This window comes from Aquimarina sp. AU119 (genome assembly GCF_900312735.1).
GTDB classification, from domain to species: Bacteria; Bacteroidota; Bacteroidia; order Flavobacteriales; family Flavobacteriaceae; genus Aquimarina; species Aquimarina algiphila.
Window position 1 is genome coordinate 410,231 of record NZ_OMPF01000014.1, and the last position, 18,353, is coordinate 428,583.

Annotated in this window: 15 protein-coding genes and 1 tRNA gene; 10 read left to right on the forward strand and 6 right to left on the reverse strand. The window is 30.9% G+C overall.

The window, feature by feature from the left end; all coding sequences use genetic code 11:
• Positions 1-71 precede the first annotated feature (71 nt).
• Positions 72-491: an rRNA maturation RNase YbeY gene (gene ybeY / locus DK442_RS12630; RefSeq protein WP_109436241.1), complete on the reverse strand. Its 420-nt coding sequence runs from the start codon at positions 489-491 to the stop codon at positions 72-74.
• Positions 484-3,888, reverse strand: a complete 3,405-nt coding sequence (locus DK442_RS12635; protein ID WP_109436242.1) for a DUF4175 family protein — start codon at positions 3,886-3,888, stop codon at positions 484-486. Before DK442_RS12635 ends, ybeY begins: the two co-directional genes overlap by 8 nt.
• 101 nt (positions 3,889-3,989) lie before the next feature.
• On the opposite strand from DK442_RS12635, the gene DK442_RS12640 reads away from it, so the two are divergent.
• The 7 genes from DK442_RS12640 (at position 3,990) to DK442_RS12670 (ending at position 11,028) form a co-directional block, all read left to right on the forward strand.
• A complete protein-coding gene (locus tag DK442_RS12640; protein ID WP_109436243.1) occupies positions 3,990-5,036 on the forward strand; it encodes an alkane 1-monooxygenase in 1,047 nt (348 codons plus the stop codon).
• An 86-nt stretch (positions 5,037-5,122) separates the two neighbouring features.
• On the forward strand, positions 5,123-6,634 hold the full coding sequence (gene gltX, locus DK442_RS12645) for a glutamate--tRNA ligase (protein ID WP_109436244.1): 1,512 nt from the start codon (positions 5,123-5,125) through the stop codon (positions 6,632-6,634).
• Positions 6,635-6,763: 129 nt separating this feature from the next.
• Positions 6,764-6,931: a DUF4177 domain-containing protein gene (locus tag DK442_RS12650; RefSeq protein WP_109436245.1), complete on the forward strand. Its 168-nt coding sequence runs from the start codon at positions 6,764-6,766 to the stop codon at positions 6,929-6,931.
• Positions 6,932-6,999: 68 nt separating this feature from the next.
• Positions 7,000-7,944, forward strand: coding sequence for an SPFH domain-containing protein (locus DK442_RS12655; protein WP_109436246.1), 945 nt, complete (start codon positions 7,000-7,002; stop codon positions 7,942-7,944).
• A gap of 461 nt (positions 7,945-8,405) precedes the next feature.
• Positions 8,406-10,079, forward strand: coding sequence for a carbohydrate binding domain-containing protein (locus DK442_RS28230; protein ID WP_160114156.1), 1,674 nt, complete (start codon positions 8,406-8,408; stop codon positions 10,077-10,079).
• Positions 10,080-10,126: 47 nt separating this feature from the next.
• Positions 10,127-10,351 (forward strand): T9SS type A sorting domain-containing protein, encoded by a 225-nt coding sequence (locus DK442_RS12665; RefSeq protein WP_109436247.1) that lies wholly within the window; start codon positions 10,127-10,129, stop codon positions 10,349-10,351.
• Positions 10,352-10,518: 167 nt separating this feature from the next.
• Positions 10,519-11,028 (forward strand): hypothetical protein, encoded by a 510-nt coding sequence (locus DK442_RS12670; protein ID WP_109436248.1) that lies wholly within the window; start codon positions 10,519-10,521, stop codon positions 11,026-11,028.
• Between the two features lie 67 nt (positions 11,029-11,095).
• Here DK442_RS12670 and DK442_RS12675 read toward each other — a convergent pair whose 3' ends face one another.
• Positions 11,096-13,144: a glutamine--tRNA ligase/YqeY domain fusion protein gene (locus tag DK442_RS12675; protein ID WP_109436249.1), complete on the reverse strand. Its 2,049-nt coding sequence runs from the start codon at positions 13,142-13,144 to the stop codon at positions 11,096-11,098.
• Positions 13,145-13,306: 162 nt separating this feature from the next.
• On the opposite strand from DK442_RS12675, the gene folB reads away from it, so the two are divergent.
• Complete coding sequence (folB, locus tag DK442_RS12680; protein ID WP_109436455.1) at positions 13,307-13,663, forward strand: dihydroneopterin aldolase; 357 nt, start codon at positions 13,307-13,309, stop codon at positions 13,661-13,663.
• 97 nt (positions 13,664-13,760) lie between these two features.
• Positions 13,761-13,831 (forward strand) — tRNA-Cys (locus tag DK442_RS12685).
• A gap of 32 nt (positions 13,832-13,863) precedes the next feature.
• On the opposite strand, the gene DK442_RS12690 is transcribed toward DK442_RS12685, so the two are convergent.
• From DK442_RS12690 to rnr, 3 genes are all read right to left on the reverse strand, one after another.
• Positions 13,864-14,559 (reverse strand): LysE family translocator, encoded by a 696-nt coding sequence (locus tag DK442_RS12690; protein WP_109436250.1) that lies wholly within the window; start codon positions 14,557-14,559, stop codon positions 13,864-13,866.
• A 37-nt stretch (positions 14,560-14,596) separates the two neighbouring features.
• Positions 14,597-15,271, reverse strand: coding sequence for a head GIN domain-containing protein (locus tag DK442_RS12695; protein ID WP_109436251.1), 675 nt, complete (start codon positions 15,269-15,271; stop codon positions 14,597-14,599).
• A 64-nt stretch (positions 15,272-15,335) separates the two neighbouring features.
• Positions 15,336-17,534 (reverse strand): ribonuclease R, encoded by a 2,199-nt coding sequence (gene rnr, locus DK442_RS12700; RefSeq protein WP_109436252.1) that lies wholly within the window; start codon positions 17,532-17,534, stop codon positions 15,336-15,338.
• Between the two features lie 532 nt (positions 17,535-18,066).
• On the opposite strand from rnr, the gene DK442_RS12710 reads away from it, so the two are divergent.
• On the forward strand, positions 18,067-18,306 hold the full coding sequence (locus DK442_RS12710) for a hypothetical protein (protein WP_109436254.1): 240 nt from the start codon (positions 18,067-18,069) through the stop codon (positions 18,304-18,306).
• Positions 18,307-18,353: the final 47 nt, after the last annotated feature.

Below are 18,353 nucleotides of genomic sequence, written 5' to 3' on the forward strand. Positions count from 1 at the left end.
GAACACAATTTTTACTCATTTAAATCACATGTTCCATGTGGAACATTTCTTAAAATATTATTCAAAAACTATTAATGTTCCACGTGGAACATTAATAGTTTTTCATTTTCTTTTTGTCTCATAACAGCTTTCTCTTCCTCTGTTTTATCCTTATATCCGCAAAAATGTAAAACCCCATGAATTAATACACGTCTCATTTCTTCATCAAAAGAAACACCAAAATCAACAGCATTCTCCTTTACCCTTTCTACAGAAACAAAAATATCTCCGTTCAACTGATTACCCATTCTATTATCAAAACTAATAATATCAGTATAGGTGTCATGGTTTAAAAAATCCTGATTAATTTTTAGTAGATATTCATCATCACATAAGATAAAATTAATCTCACCTTCTGATTTATTTTCGGATGAAATCACCTGACCAATCCATAAGGAAAGAGTTTCTTGGTAATTAAGTTTAAAGTCTGTTTCGTAAAAGAAATTAATCATTGTCTTTATTAAAATACTCTTGTACCTTCTGTTTATAATTTTGCCGCAAAGGTAATACTTGTCTATTTAATATTTCAGTAGTATTAAAATATTGTTTAGCCTTCTCTAATTGACTAGCTTCTTGGTTACCAAACTGAACCTGATTCGTTTTACTTTCTCTCTTTTCTTCTTCTCCCTGTTCTAATGTAGCATCTTCTAACTTTAATAATTCATGTTTAAGATCCAACATTTTTCCAAGGGTTTTTTCATTAAAACCTTTCTCTAATAACTCCTGTTCGACTTGCTCCATTTTCTTAAGTAAGGCACTTCCTTTCTTATCTCCTATTCCTTCCTCCTTAATTTTATCCTGCAAAGCATTTCTTAATTCTTGTTGTTGTTTATAAATCTCATATAATTCTCCATTCAAATCCTCTCTTAATTGTTCAGATTCTCCCTCTCCATTCTCACCATTACCATTCTTCTTTTTTCCGTTTTCTCCTTGTTTATTACCGTTTCCTTCTCCCTTGTTTTGTTCTCCATTTTCTCCCTTTCCTTCTTTTCCTTCACCCTTTTTTCCTTCACCTTTTTCCTCACCCTTCTTTTCACCTTCCTTCTTACCTTTCTCAGTTCCTTCACCCATTTTCTCATTAAGCTCTTGTTGCTTTTTTATAATATCTGGTAACTGAAATTCGTTCTTACCACTTTTACCTTTACTTCCTGAGGCAGACATACTGTTCTGCATCTGGTCCAAAGTTCTACTTAATAAATAAGCTAAATCATTAGACCCTGTTACCGTGTACTGCTGATTAGCGGAACCTTGTACAACTTGATTTTCTGCTAAACGCTCCAACGATTTATCTATATTAAATTCTATGTCTGTAAGCTTTTGGGTTACGCTTTCTGTGATCTGTGGTGTACGTAAAGCCAAGGCATAAAGACTATCATCAACATGAATAAAGTTTTCTCTCAAAACACTTTGTCTTCTTAGCTTTGTAGAATAACTAGGGTTATCCATATTTATCCCTTTAAATTCCTTCATCAACCCTTCCTGTGCAATAGAGAAATCAACAAGATTATCTAAGATTTGTCTAAGCATTTCCATATCTTCCTGTTGTTGCTCTCCTCCCGCCATATTCATCTGCATTTTCATCCCATTACTCATTTGCTTCATTTTCTGAGCAGCACTTTTCTGATTATTCTTAGCTTCAGGTTTATTTTGTTTCTCTAGATTATCGCTCGCTTTTTGTTGTTCTTCTTTTATATCATTTTCATCCTCTTTCTTCTGATCTAGATTCATTGGTTTCTTTAATCCTTCATTTTCCTTTCTTAGTTCATCCATCTGTTTTTGGAATTCCTCAAACTCTTTATTTATTTCTTCTTGTTTTTCCTTTGTATTTTCTTCATCCTTTTTTTCTGATAATTCTTCCTGCTTTTTAGACAACTCGTTCAATTCATTAGTCAATTTTTCATGCTTTTCTATTACGTAATATCGCTTTGTTAACTCTAAAAGCTGCTCCAAATTTTTCTTTAGATTTTTATTCTCCTTTCCAAGTTCCTCTAATTTTTTTGTCAATTCCTCTTTCTGAATTTTATCTGCTAACCTCTCTATTTCTTCCAGAAGTTTTTCATTCTTTTTAAGCTTTTCTTCATTACGTTCTAGTCTTTCCTTAAGCGCATCCTTGAAAGGTTCTTCCTCTTCTTTTTTCTCAAACTGTTCAAGGTTATCTTTGAGTTTCTTAGAAAAATCCTGCATCATCTTCTCCTGTTGTTTTTGTCTTTTTAGAAAATCCTCAAGTTTTTTCTTATCATTAAAATCTAATCTTTTCTTTTCTTTCTGAGTTTTACTAAGACTTTTTAACACCTTTTCTTGTTCTTTAAACTTGTCGAGAGATTTATTTAATCCAGAAATCGCTTCATTTTGTTTTTGTAAAAGTGAGTTTTCCTTTTCATCTTTTGTGAGTTGTCTAAAATTAAATACCTGGCTTTTTGTGCTTTTATAATTATGTATAGCATCATTATCAAAAACTTCAAAATAAAACTCATAATTGACTCCTTCTTTCAAATCAATCTCAGCTGGAAAAGCGTATATAAATTCATCAAAAACCGATTGGTTAATATCTAAATTTTTAATTTTTTTATCAGTAGCATTTTCTGCATCATAGTATACCATTCTCAGTTTACTTAAACCGTAATCATCACTTATTCTACCAAAAAAATAGATCGTTTGATTATCTACAGTATCTTTTTCCGATTTTAAATTCAACTCAGGATATTGATCTTTTACCACATTAAGATTGAAAGCCAAATTATCATAATGTTCCACGTTTTGATTTGAGGTAGTGATCTCATAATCCAAGTTAGCATATATTCTTTTTTGATAAGAAAAACTAGTCCCTTCCTTCAAAAGAGAAACTATAGAATCTTTAGTTTTTAACTCTACCCTGTTGGTGTTTCTAGTATGTACAATCCAATCCACTTTGGTTCCTTCTGGTATAGTTGCATTACCAGAGCTTTTTAGAATTTCATCTTTTTTTCTTGTATATCCAGGATAATCTAATTTCATTTCAAAATTCAATAACGCAGGAATAGGAACAACAGAAAGATTATATGGAATCGAATTTACATCATTAGCACTTATCACAAATTCTAAAGATTGCTTAGGCTGAATGAAAGTATATTCAAATTCACCTACGCCAGTATTTTTAAGAAAATATACTTCATCATTATATGTGATTGTAGCATTATCAGGAATAACATCTCCTGTTGTTCTTACTCTAACAACAAAATCCTTGTTTTCGAAAGCATTTAAGTCATTATTTACAATAAAAAATCTAAAAGGAGCTGGCGGCTCATACGCAACTTGATAATTTACCACTCTATCGTAACTATCTGAAATCCAGCTAGTTTTATTAAAAGCAAACAATATTAAAAAAATCACTACCGGTATGGCAGCATATCTCAAGTATTTGATGTTTTTCTTAAAATTAATAGCCAATTTAAATGGAATTGGTCTTAATTCACTAGATTTTTGTTCAATACTCGCCAACAGTAACGACGATGAAGATTCATTCTCACTAAGCTGAAGAAGATTAAGAAGTCTATCACTAACCTCTGGAAAATGATCACCTATTATTCCCGATGCTTTTTCATAATCTATCCCTTTAGTCAATCTAAATAATCTAGCCAATGGTACAAGTATAAACCTAACAAATAAGCTAAGCTCTACCCCTACAAATAGCCAAAATAATATGGTCCTGCCCAAACTGCTTAACCATAAAAAGTTCTCTATCAATAGAGTCATTAAAAAATAAAGAACACCTATTGAGAAAAAAAGGATAATACCTCGTATCAGTTCATTAACATAATATTTCTTTATAAACCTTTCTAATTTTTCTCTTATGAATTGAAAATTCTCCATATTTTAAGCCTTCATTATGCATTAACCTCTAAATCTACAATTTTATTTTCAATAGAATTGTTATATTTATGATAATTCAACCTCCTAGAATATAAGTTGTTATGAAGGATCTTAAATACATGTGTGCCTATACCATACCACTTATGGCAATACTTGGTCTTTGGCTACAAGGTATTTATACTTATTTAACTCCTATCTATGCCTTTGGATTTATCCCCTTACTAGAATTATTTACGCATTCATCCACTAAAAACTTAGATCAAAAAACTAAAACATCCACTCTCAAAAAAAAGATTTTTGATTGGATGCTTTATCTTAATCTTCCCATCGTTTATTCTATTTTAGGAATCACGTTATATGTAACATCAAAAACGTCATTTGAAACTTATGAAATCATGGGAATAATTATTTCTACCGGTATAGTTTTTGGTACAAATGGTATAAATGTAGGACATGAATTAGGACATCGATTTACCAAGGAACGTTTTCTCGGTAAAGCCCTTTTATTACCTTCTCTATATATGCATTTTTATATAGAACATAATTTTGGTCATCATCAAAAAGTGGCAACAATAGATGATCCTGCCACCGCAAAATATAATCACCCTGTTTATCTATTTTGGATAACATCTGCAATTGGTCAATATATTGGAGCCTGGAAGATACAATTAGATCAATTGAAAAAAAATAAACGATCTTTCTTTTCTACCAAAAATGATATGTTTTGGTATCTAATTATAACTTCTATCTATCTTGCACTTATATTTTATTTTTTCAAAAGCTTTGGTTTACAAATTGCAATACTAAGTGGGATTGTTGGGTTTCTGCTTTTAGAAACTATCAACTATATAGAACACTATGGTTTAAAACGGATTAAAACATCTTCTGGTCGTTATGAGAGAGTTAGAGAAATTCACTCGTGGAACTCTAATCATACTTTAGGTAGAATTATGTTATATGAACTTACACGTCATAGTGATCACCATCACAGAGCATCCAAAAAATATCAAACCCTAGATCATCATAATCAAAGTCCACAATTACCTTTTGGATATCCCACATCTATGGTTTTGTCACTACTCCCTCCCATATGGTTTTTGATTATGAATAAACGTGTTCCACGTGAAATGAAAACTATTAGAAAGTAAGTAATAAAACAAATATCTACTTATCACAAAATTCATTTTAATAGCCTATTTAAGATCGTATCTTTGTAGTTTTAAAACACATCATCATGACACAAGATATTAGGGTACGTTTTGCACCAAGTCCAACCGGACCCTTACATATAGGAGGTGTAAGAACCGCACTGTTTAACTACCTTTTTGCAAAACAAAATAAAGGAACATTTATACTTAGAATTGAAGATACAGATCAAAACCGATATGTTCCTGGTGCAGAAGAATATATTAAAAATGCACTTGATTGGTGTAATATTCCATTTGATGAAGGACCAGGAAAAGACGGAGGGTTTGGGCCTTATAAACAAAGTGAGCGCAAAGATTTATATAGACAATACGCAGATGAATTAATAAAAAATGGATCTGCATATTATGCTTTTGACACTACCGAAACTTTAGACGCTCATAGAAAAGATCATGAAGCCAAAGGAAAAACATTTATCTATAACTGGCATAATCGAGAAAAACTAAACAATTCATTGTCTCTTACACCAGATGAAGTTAATTCGAAACTAAATTCTGGTAATCCTTTTGTTATAAGATTTAAATCACCACAAGATGAGACACTTCATCTTACCGATGAGATCCGTGGCGACATAAAAATTGACACAAATATCCTTGACGATAAAATACTTTTTAAAAGTGACGGCATGCCCACCTATCACCTTGCTAATATCGTTGATGATCATTTAATGAAAATCAGTCATGTTATACGTGGTGAAGAATGGCTACCCTCTATGGCATTGCATGTATTATTATATAGAGCTCTTGGGTGGAATGCTCCAAAATTTGCTCATCTACCTTTAATACTAAAACCCATAGGTAAAGGAAAGCTGAGTAAACGAGATGGAGATAAATTAGGTTTCCCAGTATTTCCATTACAATGGGAAGATCCAAAAACACAAGACATTTCTTCAGGATACAAAGAAGATGGATATTTACCGGAAGCTGTAGTAAACATGTTAGCCTTTTTAGGTTGGAATCCAGGAACAGAGCAAGAACTATTTTCTTTAGAAGAACTAGTTGAAAAGTTTGATTTAAAACGTGTGAATAAAGCAGGAGCCAAATTTGATCCAGAAAAAACAAAATGGTTCCAACAACAACATTTACAAAAAATGGATAACACCATCCTATCCAAACAATTTGAAACTCTGCTCTCTGATAAAAATATAACCACAGCATTAGATTTAAATACTATCATTACCACTGTAAAAGAACGCGCTACATTTATCAATGATTTATGGAGTTTGACTCAATTTTACTTTTTGTCTCCAAGTGAATATGATGAAAAAGCCGTTAAAAAAGCTTGGAAAGAAGACACTCCTATCCTTATGCACGAGCTAACAAGAATCCTTAATGATATTACAGATTTTTCTGAAAATAATATTTCTTCTATTGTAAAAGGATGGATTACAGGCAAAGAAATAGGTTTTGGAAAGATTATGATGCCTTTACGAATTGCACTAGTCGGTTCACTACAAGGGCCAGACTTATTTCAGATTGCTGCACTTATTGGTAAAACAGAAACTATCAAACGTATAGAAAATGCTATAGAAATAAATTAAAAATCTATATAAAAATTTTAAAAAACACCATTATTACAGTTAGTAATAATGGTGTTTTTCATTATACAGGGTGTAACATATTCATAAAAAAAGCTACACATTAATAAGCACTATTTTAATTTATAAACTATGGGGAAACAATTTAAAGTAATTAAGGTATCTGAAACCTGGTCAATAGAGAAATTAAGAAAAAAAGTCGAAGATGCTTTAAACAAATCTTCTAAAGAAGGTTGGGAAATCATTGATATAACATATGTTGCTAATTTATATACAGCCATGATAACTATATCAAAATAAAAAACATTCATCTATTATTTATTAGTAACTTGATTAGCAATTAACTTTTAACACTTAAACATAAAATAATGAGTCTATATTTAATTCCATTGGTGATTTTCGGATTTATCATTCTGATATCCGGTATTTTTACCGTGAAACAGCAAACTTCAGCAGTTGTAGAGAGATTTGGTAAATTCTTGAGTTTTAGAAACTCAGGATTACATTTTAAAATCCCAGTCTTTGATCGTATTGCGGGACGTATTAATCTTAAAATTCAACAACTAGATGTATTAGTAGAAACCAAAACCAAAGATGATGTATTTGTTCGTCTTAAAATTTCTGTACAATTTCAGGTAATCAAAGAAAAGGTTTACGATGCATTTTATAAATTAGAAAACCCACATGACCAAATTACTTCCTACGTATTTGATGTTGTACGTGCAGAAGTACCTAAAATGAAACTTGATGATGTTTTTGAACGCAAAGATGATATTGCAATTGCAGTAAAACAAGAACTAAATGAAGCTATGGTTAATTATGGTTATGACATCATAAAAACTCTAGTAACCGATATAGACCCTGATCTACAGGTAAAAGAAGCTATGAACAGAATTAACGCTGCCGAAAGAGAGAAAGTAGCCGCAGAATATGAAGCAGAAGCAGAAAGAATCAAAATTGTTGCCAAGGCACGAGCAGAAGCAGAAAGTAAAAGATTACAAGGTCAAGGTATTGCAGACCAAAGAAGAGAAATAGCTCGTGGTTTAGAAGAAAGTGTTGATGTTTTAAATAATGTGGGTATCAATTCCCAAGAAGCATCTGCTTTAATTGTAGTAACACAACATTATGATACATTACAATCAATAGGTGAAGAAACAAATAGTAATTTAATTCTTCTTCCAAATTCTCCACAGGCAGGTAGTGATATGTTAAATAATATGATTGCATCATTCACAGCATCAAATCAAATTGGTGAAGAGATGAAAAAACAAAATGCAAAAAAAGGTATTAGGAAAAAACCTGATAACGAATAATTGAAATACAAATTGAATCTTATAACCCGATCATATTTTTTGATTGGGTTATTTTTTATCTAGAAACTTAAAATTTTAGTGTATTCTATAAAAAACTCAAAATAAAGCGTTCTAAGAATGTTTCTACAACAAAACAGTAATCTTATATTACTATTGTTTTATTTGCTTTTATATCCTTTTATATAAACTCATTTTTAATAGTTATCATTTATTAAAAATACAATATTTATAATAATTTCTTATATATAAAAATTAACACAATTCTATATCAATAAATGAAAAATTATTTAACACGTTTATCCTTTATCATCATTTCTTATAGAATCGATAAATACCATCAATATTATAAATTACACATTTGTTATACATAATAGATAATTCATTCTACATTACAAAACATCAGAAATAGAACAAATATCATATTATCAGTAATTTTAATTTATAACATAAAACATCCCGTTTTGAAAAAAATTACTTTAGTAATAACACTTCTATTTATACATTTCTTGTCATTTGCTCAACCTCCTATCCCACCCAGTGGTTATCGATGGGTATTGTTTGATCAATATTCTGACGAATTTAATGGTAACACCCTAAATATGTCTAAATGGAGGGATTCATTCGAGGGATGGCAAGGACGAATTCCAGCAAAATTTGATCCTTCAACAATTTCACTACAAGATGGGAATATGCAAATCAGAAACAAAAAACTAACAGTACCAGATGGACAATATACTATCGCAGGAGGTGCTGTTCAATCTCTGCAACAAACTGCACATTTCGGTTATTATGAATGCAAGTTTAAAGCTTCAAAAATTCCTATGTCTACTACTTTTTGGATGTCTAATGACAAAAAAAATATTCTAGAATCTACCAAACTTACTCCAGATTGCGAAAAGGATAAATGGAGCCAGGAATTAGATATTATCGAAAGCGTTGGAGGTGATTTCAATCAACCCTGGGCTTCAGGATTTAGAACCAAAATGAATTTTAATACACACTATCGTTATGTAGACTGTAATGGAGCTCCTGAAGAATTTTACTCTGCAGGAAACAATGCCATAGAAGGAAATGGTATGCAAGCTAATGCAAATCTTGTAGGTGGAGAATCATGGGAAGATTTTCATACTTATGGCTGTTATTGGAAAGATGCTAAAACATTTGACTTCTATGTAGATAGTGCATACGCCGGGACTGTCATTGCAAGAACAGACGTGGTAGACACACCATTTTCTGAGCCAATGGGCATTAATATGGTTACTGAAACCTATACTTTTGCTCAACCATATCCTTCTGATGCACAACTAGCAGATAATTCTATCAATACTTCATATTATGATTGGATACGTTCATATCGATTATTTCCTATAGATCAAGCAGAACCCTTGCCTTCAAATAATATCATAGAAAATAACGGGGGTTTTGAAAAAGGTAATTTAATTGAATGGAGTGGTTGGAGTGAAGCAATTAGAGAAGTTGTTAGCACAAATACATTTGAAGGAAAATACGCTGCGCATATCAAAGGTACTGGCGCTTATGAACGTGTAGTTTCTCTAAAACCAAATACCAATTATACCCTTACGGCTCAAGCTAAAGTAATTAGCGGATCTATAAACTTTGGAATTAAAGAAAATGCGGCTAGTAATGTAGCCATTGCTAGTAAAAATCTAACTAATACAGAATATACCAAAAGCTCATTAGAATTTAATACAGGAAACAAAACTAACTTAAAATTTTTTTTCTATGCTCCGTCAGACGTTGACGAAGCTTTTGCAGACAACTTTAAACTAATTGAAAACACAGTAAATACAACAGAAATCGTAGAAGTATTTGAAGAAAGCTTACAATTTCTTAAAGATCCCGTATTAGATAATCAAAAAAAAGAAATTACCATTTCATATCTTTATAAAGCTAATCAAAACAGAGAATTCAAATTTCGGATCTTAAATGATACAGCAACAGAAGTTTTTGTTACAGATCTAGTCCTTCTAGAAGGGTATGGTCAAAATCAAGTCACTATATCTTTAAATAATCAATTACCAAAAGGATCATATCAAGTTGTTGCTGATATTCGACCTATTGGGGGATACAATGATCAAATTATTACACAAACAAATACTGTAATATTGCTCTAGAAACTCCCACAGATATCCAAATAGTAGAGGATATTATTGATGTAAAAATGTATCCAAATCCAGCTGGATTAGAAGCAAGTTTTATAACCAAAGGATTGGATGACCCTACCTATATAAATATTTATGATATTCAGGGTAAACTTCAATATACAAACCAGATTCAAAATCAAGAAATGACCCTGAATACAGGTAGTATTCTATCAAGCAGAATATATCTTGTTGTCTTCCAAAATGGTACCTATAAAAATTCAAAAAAACTAACTATAAAATAACAATTTATAAGTCCATTCGTTCTAAAATTAGTGTACCTTAAGTTTTTAATACTTAAAAGAATAGTACCTTTGTTAACAAAATATATCTAATATATTTATATAAACACCTTATAATAAGTAAAATAAGTATATTATTAATTTTGAAGTATAACTATAAAAAAGAACAGATGAAACATTATATTATTATTTTCCTTTTTGTTACAGGAAGTGTTTTTTCTCAAAACATAGATACCTTAAAGGAATTTGCTTTAAGAGATGCAAAAGCTACCTCCCAGGCTTCACTTGATCGCAATTTAAGTAACATCCTAAAACATACTCATCCAAAGATTCTAAAAACGTATGGCCAGGAAAATCTTATGGAAACTATGGATGAAATTTTTAAAACCATGGATGCTCAAAAAATAAAAATAGTTAGTTCTGAAGCAGATGAAATAACTGATATCAAAAAAGAAAATAACGAATATAGATGTTTGGTAAAAAATACTATTAAAATGGATTTTAATGGAAGGTTTGTAACCTTAAAAAGTTCATTATTTGGGTTTTATGATAAAAAGAAATCACAATGGTATTTTGTAGAATCTAACAAGCTTCTGGATGATCCTGAAACCAAAAAATTGTTCCCGAGATTTAAAACCGATATTGAAATTCCATTAGATGAACATATCGCAGATAATTAATCCAGCGATTACTTCTTAATTCATAAATACCCCTTATTAAATAGATTATTTAATAAGGGGTATTTTATTAGGGCTGTATTTTATATTTGGTAGCTAATTGTTGACTTTCTATTTGCAAAAGTTCATTTTTATCATCTACAGCTTTAATAATAAAATCTTTAGCCAATTGATCAGGCTCAAGTTCATTATTTTCTAAAACTATATGTAACGCAATCATAACTGCTATACGAGTCCCAGCCTTTTTCACAGCAGTTTCATAAAGCGGGACTAGTTCCTCTAGTGTTACCGATTTTGCAGCTTCTTCAATTCTCTTTTTAAGAGCCGCTCTTTTATCTTCTGGTAGATTAGTATACTTCTTACCCGCTCTTTTTATTTCTTCAATTGCAGGTACCTCTCTTTGCTTATTTTGAGAATTATTCTGCGTGTTCTGTTGTGTAGATGCAGGTTTAGTCTTCGCCCAGGTATCTCGTAAGCCAACAGTTTTATTAAAAACTAAAGTATTTGATTTACTATCATTATCAACATTAAAATATCCTAATCTCTGAAATTGGAACTGGTCTAAGTGATTTGCTTCTGCAAGACTTGGTTCTAAATGTCCTGTGATTACTTTTAGAGAATCTGGATTTAAAAATTCCATAAAGTCTTTATCCTTATGTCCATCAGGTGCTTCATCATTAAATAATCGATCATAAATTCTAATTTCTGCAGGAATAGCGTGTTGTATAGAAACCCAATGTAATGTGCCTTTTACATTACGCTTAGACTCCTCGGTACCACTACCCGACTTACTTTTTGGATCATATGTACAATGAATTTCTGTAATATTTCCTTCATCATCCTTAACTACACCTTCTCCTTTTATAATGTATGCATTCTTAAGTCGTACTTCTTTTCCTAACGTTAGTCTAAAGAATTTTCGTCCTGCTTCTTCTTTAAAATCCTCTCTTTCGATAAATAATTCTCTAGAAAAAGGTACTTTTCTAGAACCTGCAGCCTCATCTTCAGGATTGTTCTCTGCATCTAACCATTCTTCTTCTCCTTTCGGATAATTTGTAATCACCAATTTTACTGGATCTAAAACAGCCATTACACGTTTTGCTGTTTTGTTGAGATCTTCTCTTACACAAAACTCTAATAAGGATACATCTATTACATTTTCTCGCTTTGCTACCCCTACAGTTTCCACAAACTTTCGGATTGATGCTGGAGTATATCCACGCCTTCGTAATGCCGAAATTGTTGGCATTCTAGGATCATCCCATCCAGATACAACTCTTTCCTCAACCAATCTAAGCAGCTTACGTTTACTCATAATAGTATAGCTCAAATTAAGTCTTGCAAATTCTCTCTGTTTTGGTCTTATATTCTCATCATATACCTGATCCAAAAACCAATCATATAGCTTTCTATGCGGTTTAAATTCAAGAGAGCATAATGAATGCGAAATATTTTCTATATAATCACTTTCACCATGTGTCCAATCATACATAGGATAAATACACCAATCGTCACCTGTTCTATGATGAGATTTTTTAAGAATTCTATACATTAAAGGATCTCTCATCAACATATTGGGATCAGCCATATCGATTTTGGCCCTTACCACATGCTCACCTTCATCAAATTTACCTTCTTTCATCTTTTGAAAAAGGTCTAAGTTTTCCTCAACAGAACGATCTCTATATGGACTATTGGTACCAGCTTCTGTTGTGGTTCCTTTTTGAGAAGCAATAGTTTCTGCAGATTGAGAATCTACATAGGCTTTTCCTTCTTTTATCAATAAAATTGTCCAATCATATAATTGTTGAAAATAATCAGATGAGTAACATTCTTTATCCCATTGATATCCTAACCAACTAATATCCTCTTTGATAGCATCTACATATTCCTGCTCTTCTTTGGCTGGATTAGTATCATCAAAACGTAAGTTTACAGGGGCATTATATTTAAGTCCAAGTCCAAAACTTATACCTATTGCTTTAGTATGACCAATGTGTAAATACCCATTAGGTTCTGGAGGAAAACGAAAACGTAAATTTTCTTTACTCATTCCTGTAGTAAGATCTTCCTCTATAATATGCTCAATAAAATTAAGCGGTTTTTTCTCTTCTGACATTTGTAATTCTAATAAAACACAAAACTACAAATTCTAATGTTCTTCAGCTATTCTATGAAAATCTTTAATACAATTATTCTGTTTATATCATAATTGATTTGAAAAGGGGGTATTCTACCCTTCTATTAATGAAGATTCTTTTTACCTTTGTATAAAAACCCAGTGGGATTAATAAAACTAAAAAATATCAAGGTATATGCTTATCATGGATGCCTTGTGGAAGAAAAAAAAATAGGATCTGATTATAGAGTAGATCTAAAAATTAAAGCTAATTTATCAAAATCTGCATTATCTGATCGTTTATCAGAAACTGTAGATTATGTTCATCTTAATCATATTGTAAAGGAAGAAATGGCTATTCGTTCTAAATTATTAGAACATGCAGCCGAACGAATTTTGGTTAGAATATTTGATGAATTACCATTAGTTGACAAAGCAATTGTTGATGTTTCTAAAATTAACCCACCAATTGGCGGTAATGTAGAGATGGTAACCATTACCAGAAGTAAAAATCGTTAACTTTAATATGTTAAATTTATACGAATATCGTTTTAATGTAAAATCATTTAAGAAGTAATCATAAATTTTTTTACATTTGCCTTCCAAGCAAAAATTGGGTGTCGTGGCCGAGTGGCTAGGCAGTGGTCTGCAACACCATCTACAGCGGTTCGAATCCGCTCGACACCTCAAAAAAAACCTATACAGCTGTATAGGTTTTTTTATTTAAATCTACTTTCTGGAGTTATTTTTTCGATTTCATCCTGTATTCGTTTCTCCATTGTATCAGGAAGGACACCTTTTAAAATAAGAAATACACCAAATACGATCATGATTATACTAATGATTCTCTTGATAGTATATGTTCTTTTTGGGGTTAATTTTCTTTTTAATCTCTTAGCAAGCAACATTTTAAAAAAATCAATAAAAAGATAAGTTCCCAATACCATTGCAAAGAAATATAAAATCCTATTAGTATTCATATCCAATTGTGGTCCGATCACAATGATAACACTTAACCAAAAACCTAACACTCCGATATTAATAAAGTTAAGAAGAAACCCTTTTATAAACAGCATAATATAATTATGCTTATTGATAATTTCTACAGATGTATCTCTAACTTTATTATAATTTTTTCGTTCCTGAATAAAAGAAATTACTCCATAAGTTGATAACAACATTCCACCAAAGATAAATAAGGCAGGATCATCTTTTATTTTTTCTAAAATTTGATTAGTACTAAAATATGCAATAAGAATAAATACAATATCAGCAAAGATAACACCAAAGTCTACAGCCAATGCCGCTCTAAATCCCTTTATAGCTGCTGTTTCTAGTAGTACAAAAAAAACAGGCCCTATTAAAAAGGCTAATAAAAAACCTAATGGTATTGCTGCTTGAGCATCTTGAAGCATAGGGTCTAAGCGTATTTACTACAAAGTTAAAAACTACTTAGTTAACTTCAACAATTTTTCCACCTAAAAGTTTTTGAGTATCCATTTGTTTTGGATTTCCAAAAATCCTTATCCTTCCACCAGCATTAGTATTGGCTTTTATATAATTTTTAGCATTTACTTCTGCTATTCCTCCAGCACTAATTTTTACCTGAGTATCATTTGTTCTAAGGTCTCTTCCATAGTATTGCCCTCCTGAAGTAATACTTACCTCTTGCTCTTTTGCATTACCCCTAAGTTCTATTTCACCACCTGTAATTGCCTTGGCGTATATGAAACCAGCATCTATTTTTGCCATCATACTAGCTCCTTCCTGCGCTCTAAGATCTAAAGTTTCTGCAGTAATTAAACCATCGACTTCTACTCTCGATCCTTCATTAACATCAATCTTATTAATTTGTTTATAATATACAGTTACTTTAGTATTATTATTATCCCACAAATTATCCAATCGCATTCTCACTTTAAGAAGATTACCATTTTGAACAATATCTACATCTCTTCTTTTAATACCAGTTATCTCAATTTTGTTCTCTTTTCCCTCAATTAAAGTGAGTTGTATCTTATCAAAAACTTTTAATTCGTTAAAGTCTCCTACATTTTTTGTTATGATATCTTGTGCCTGTCCTAACGTCACTAACAACATAACTAACAGAAATGCTAATTTTTTCATCGCCCTATTTTTTAAGATTTATATTATATTTTTATTTCTATAAAAAACGACACTTATCCCTAAATTATTCTACATCTTCTTTACTTCCTAACAAGGTAAAATCCAAATGTCTTTTTATAAGATCAGCGTTTTTTACTTTCACATACACCTCATCTCCTAACTGATATACTTTTTTAGTATGTTCTCCAATCACCGCATATTCGTCTTGATCAAAAACATAGTGATCACCACTCATATCCTTAAGGCGGATCATGCCCTCACATTTATTAGAAATTATTTCTACATAAATACCCCATTCGGTCACTCCAGAAATTACTCCTAAAAACTGTTCATCTTCATGATCTTTCATAAACTTTATCTGCATAAACTTGATAGAATCACGTTCTGCACTGGCTGCAAGGTTTTCCATGCTACTGCTATGATTACATTTTTCTTCATATTCATCTTCAGAAGCAGATTTTCCTTTATCCAGATAATGTTGCAACAAACGGTGTGCCATAACATCGGGATACCTTCGTATTGGGGATGTAAAATGAGAGTAATACTCAAAAGCCAAACCATAATGTCCAATATTATGAGTAGTATATTCTGCTTTACTCATACTACGAATTGCTAATGTATCTACTAAATTTTGTTCTTTTTTACCTTGAACATCTTTTAATAATCCATTTAATGATTTTGTTGTTGTTTTTCTATCTCTAAGATCAAGTTTATATCCAAATCTACCTATGATATTTTGTAAAGCTGCTAACTTCTCATCATTTGGCTCATCATGCACTCTATAAATAAATGTTTTCTTAGGAGATTGTTTTCCTATAAACTCTGCAACCTTTTTATTAGCAAGTAACATAAACTCTTCAATAAGTTTATTAGCATCCTTAGAAGTCTTAAAAAACACTCCTACAGGTTCATTATTTTCATTTAGAGTAAACTTTACTTCTACTTTATCAAAAGAAATAGCTCCAGCTCCCATTCGTTTTGCTCTCATAATTTTAGCAAGATCATCCATTTTTAAGACAGCATCGGCTATTTTTTGATCGGTCTTATACTCTTTTCCTGTAAGCGAAATTTCTGCTGGAATCACATTTTTACCAGTTTCAATAATATGCTGCGCTTCTTCATATGCAAATCTAGCATCAGAATAAGTCGCAGTTCTACCGAACCATTGGTTTTTAATTTCTGCTTTATCATTTAATTCAAATACAGCAGAAAATGTATATTTCTCTTCATTTGGTCTTAGAGAACATGCATTATTAGATAAAACTTCTGGTAGCATAGGTACTACTCGATCTACCAAATACACCGATGTTGCTCTTTCATATGCTTCATCATCTAATATTGTTCCTGGTTTAACATAATGAGATACATCTGCAATATGAATTCCGATCTCATAATTACCATTATCCAAAACTTCAAATGATAATGCATCATCAAAATCTTTAGCATCTTTAGGATCGATAGTAAACGTGAGTATTTTTCGCATATCCCTACGATTCTTCACTTCAGACTCCTGAATAGAAGTATCTAATGTATTGGCATATTCTTCTACCTCTTCAGGAAATTCATATGGTAATCCATACTGTGCTAAAATAGAATGGATTTCGGTGTTATGTTCTCCTGGTTTACCAAGTACTTTAACTACTTTACCAAACGGAGAATCAGCTTTTTCAGGCCAATCTTCAAGGCTCACCAGTACTTTATCTCCATGTTCTGCTTTTCCTATTTTGTTTTTAGGAATGAAAATATCAGTATACATTTTAGCATCCTGCATATTTACAAAAGCATAATTTTTCTGAATTTCAATTACACCAACAAATTCATTTTTCTTACGTGAAATAATTCTAGAAATCTCTCCTTCACTCTTTCCTCTTCTTTTTCTACGATAAATATATACCTCTACTTCATCACCATGTAAAGCTTTATTCAAATTATTGTTAGGTACAAAAATATCATCCTCTAAATCTTTAACGATAACATATCCTGTACCTTTTGAAGTTATCTCAAGAATACCAGTATATGTATTTATATTCGGAGTTATTTTAAATTTTCCTCTTTCAACTTCTTCAATCTGTTTTTTTGCAGCTAACTGTGTTAATTTCTTAATAATCTGATTTCTACTACTGGCATCATCCACTCCAAATTTTGCGGCAATTTGCTTATAATTAAAACTTTTATTGGATTCTGACTTTAATATTTTGAGTATTCCTTGGGTAATATTCTCTATTTTTGGGGACTTCTTTCTTCTTCTACTCTTTCTTTTCATTAATATCTGTTCTATTATTTATGATAAAAGTACAGCTTATCTTTTAACATTAATAGTTTTAGGATTAAACTTTTATTAATCCTTAAAAGGATATAACTGTTTATACCCAATAAATTACATTATCTCTAAATCAAACGGTTACATTATTATTTTTTAAACAAAAATGGTTTTTTTTCTTAAAATTTACTTAATTTTAATACACTAGGATTACCTTTTGTTCGTTAAGTATTTATTTAGATATGAATAAAATCAAAAAAATACATAAAATTATAGTGTTTTTTGTTCTGATATTTTTATTGGGTATTTACTCTTTTACCCTATATATAAATAATACTATTGATCAGAAAAAAGATACTTTGGATGAATCTGAAATAAATAGCTCAGTTAAAATTGATCGTGAAGCCACTCAAATTAACTAGTTTTTACCTTTCTATATTCTATTTTAATCACTTATTTATCTTATTACCAATTTAATAGTTCTATCATATTTTGTATATTGTAAATAGACTACAATCAAGGAAAAAACTATTGAATGAAAGATTTTGTTATCGTTAAAACGTATACTTATCCTTTTGAGTATACAGTATTAAAACACCTTCTTGATCAGGAAGGAATTTCTTATTTTTTTGAAAACGAAACAATGATAGGAGTTTTTCCTTTCTACTCCAATGCCTTAGGAGGAATAAACCTCAAAATCCATAAGAGGGACAAACAAAGAGTACTTCAAATCATAAATGATCTTAATACCAATTCTCATCTCACAATTGTATAAATTTAGAATCTATAGTCTATGTTACAATTAAAAACAGTTGTCAACAT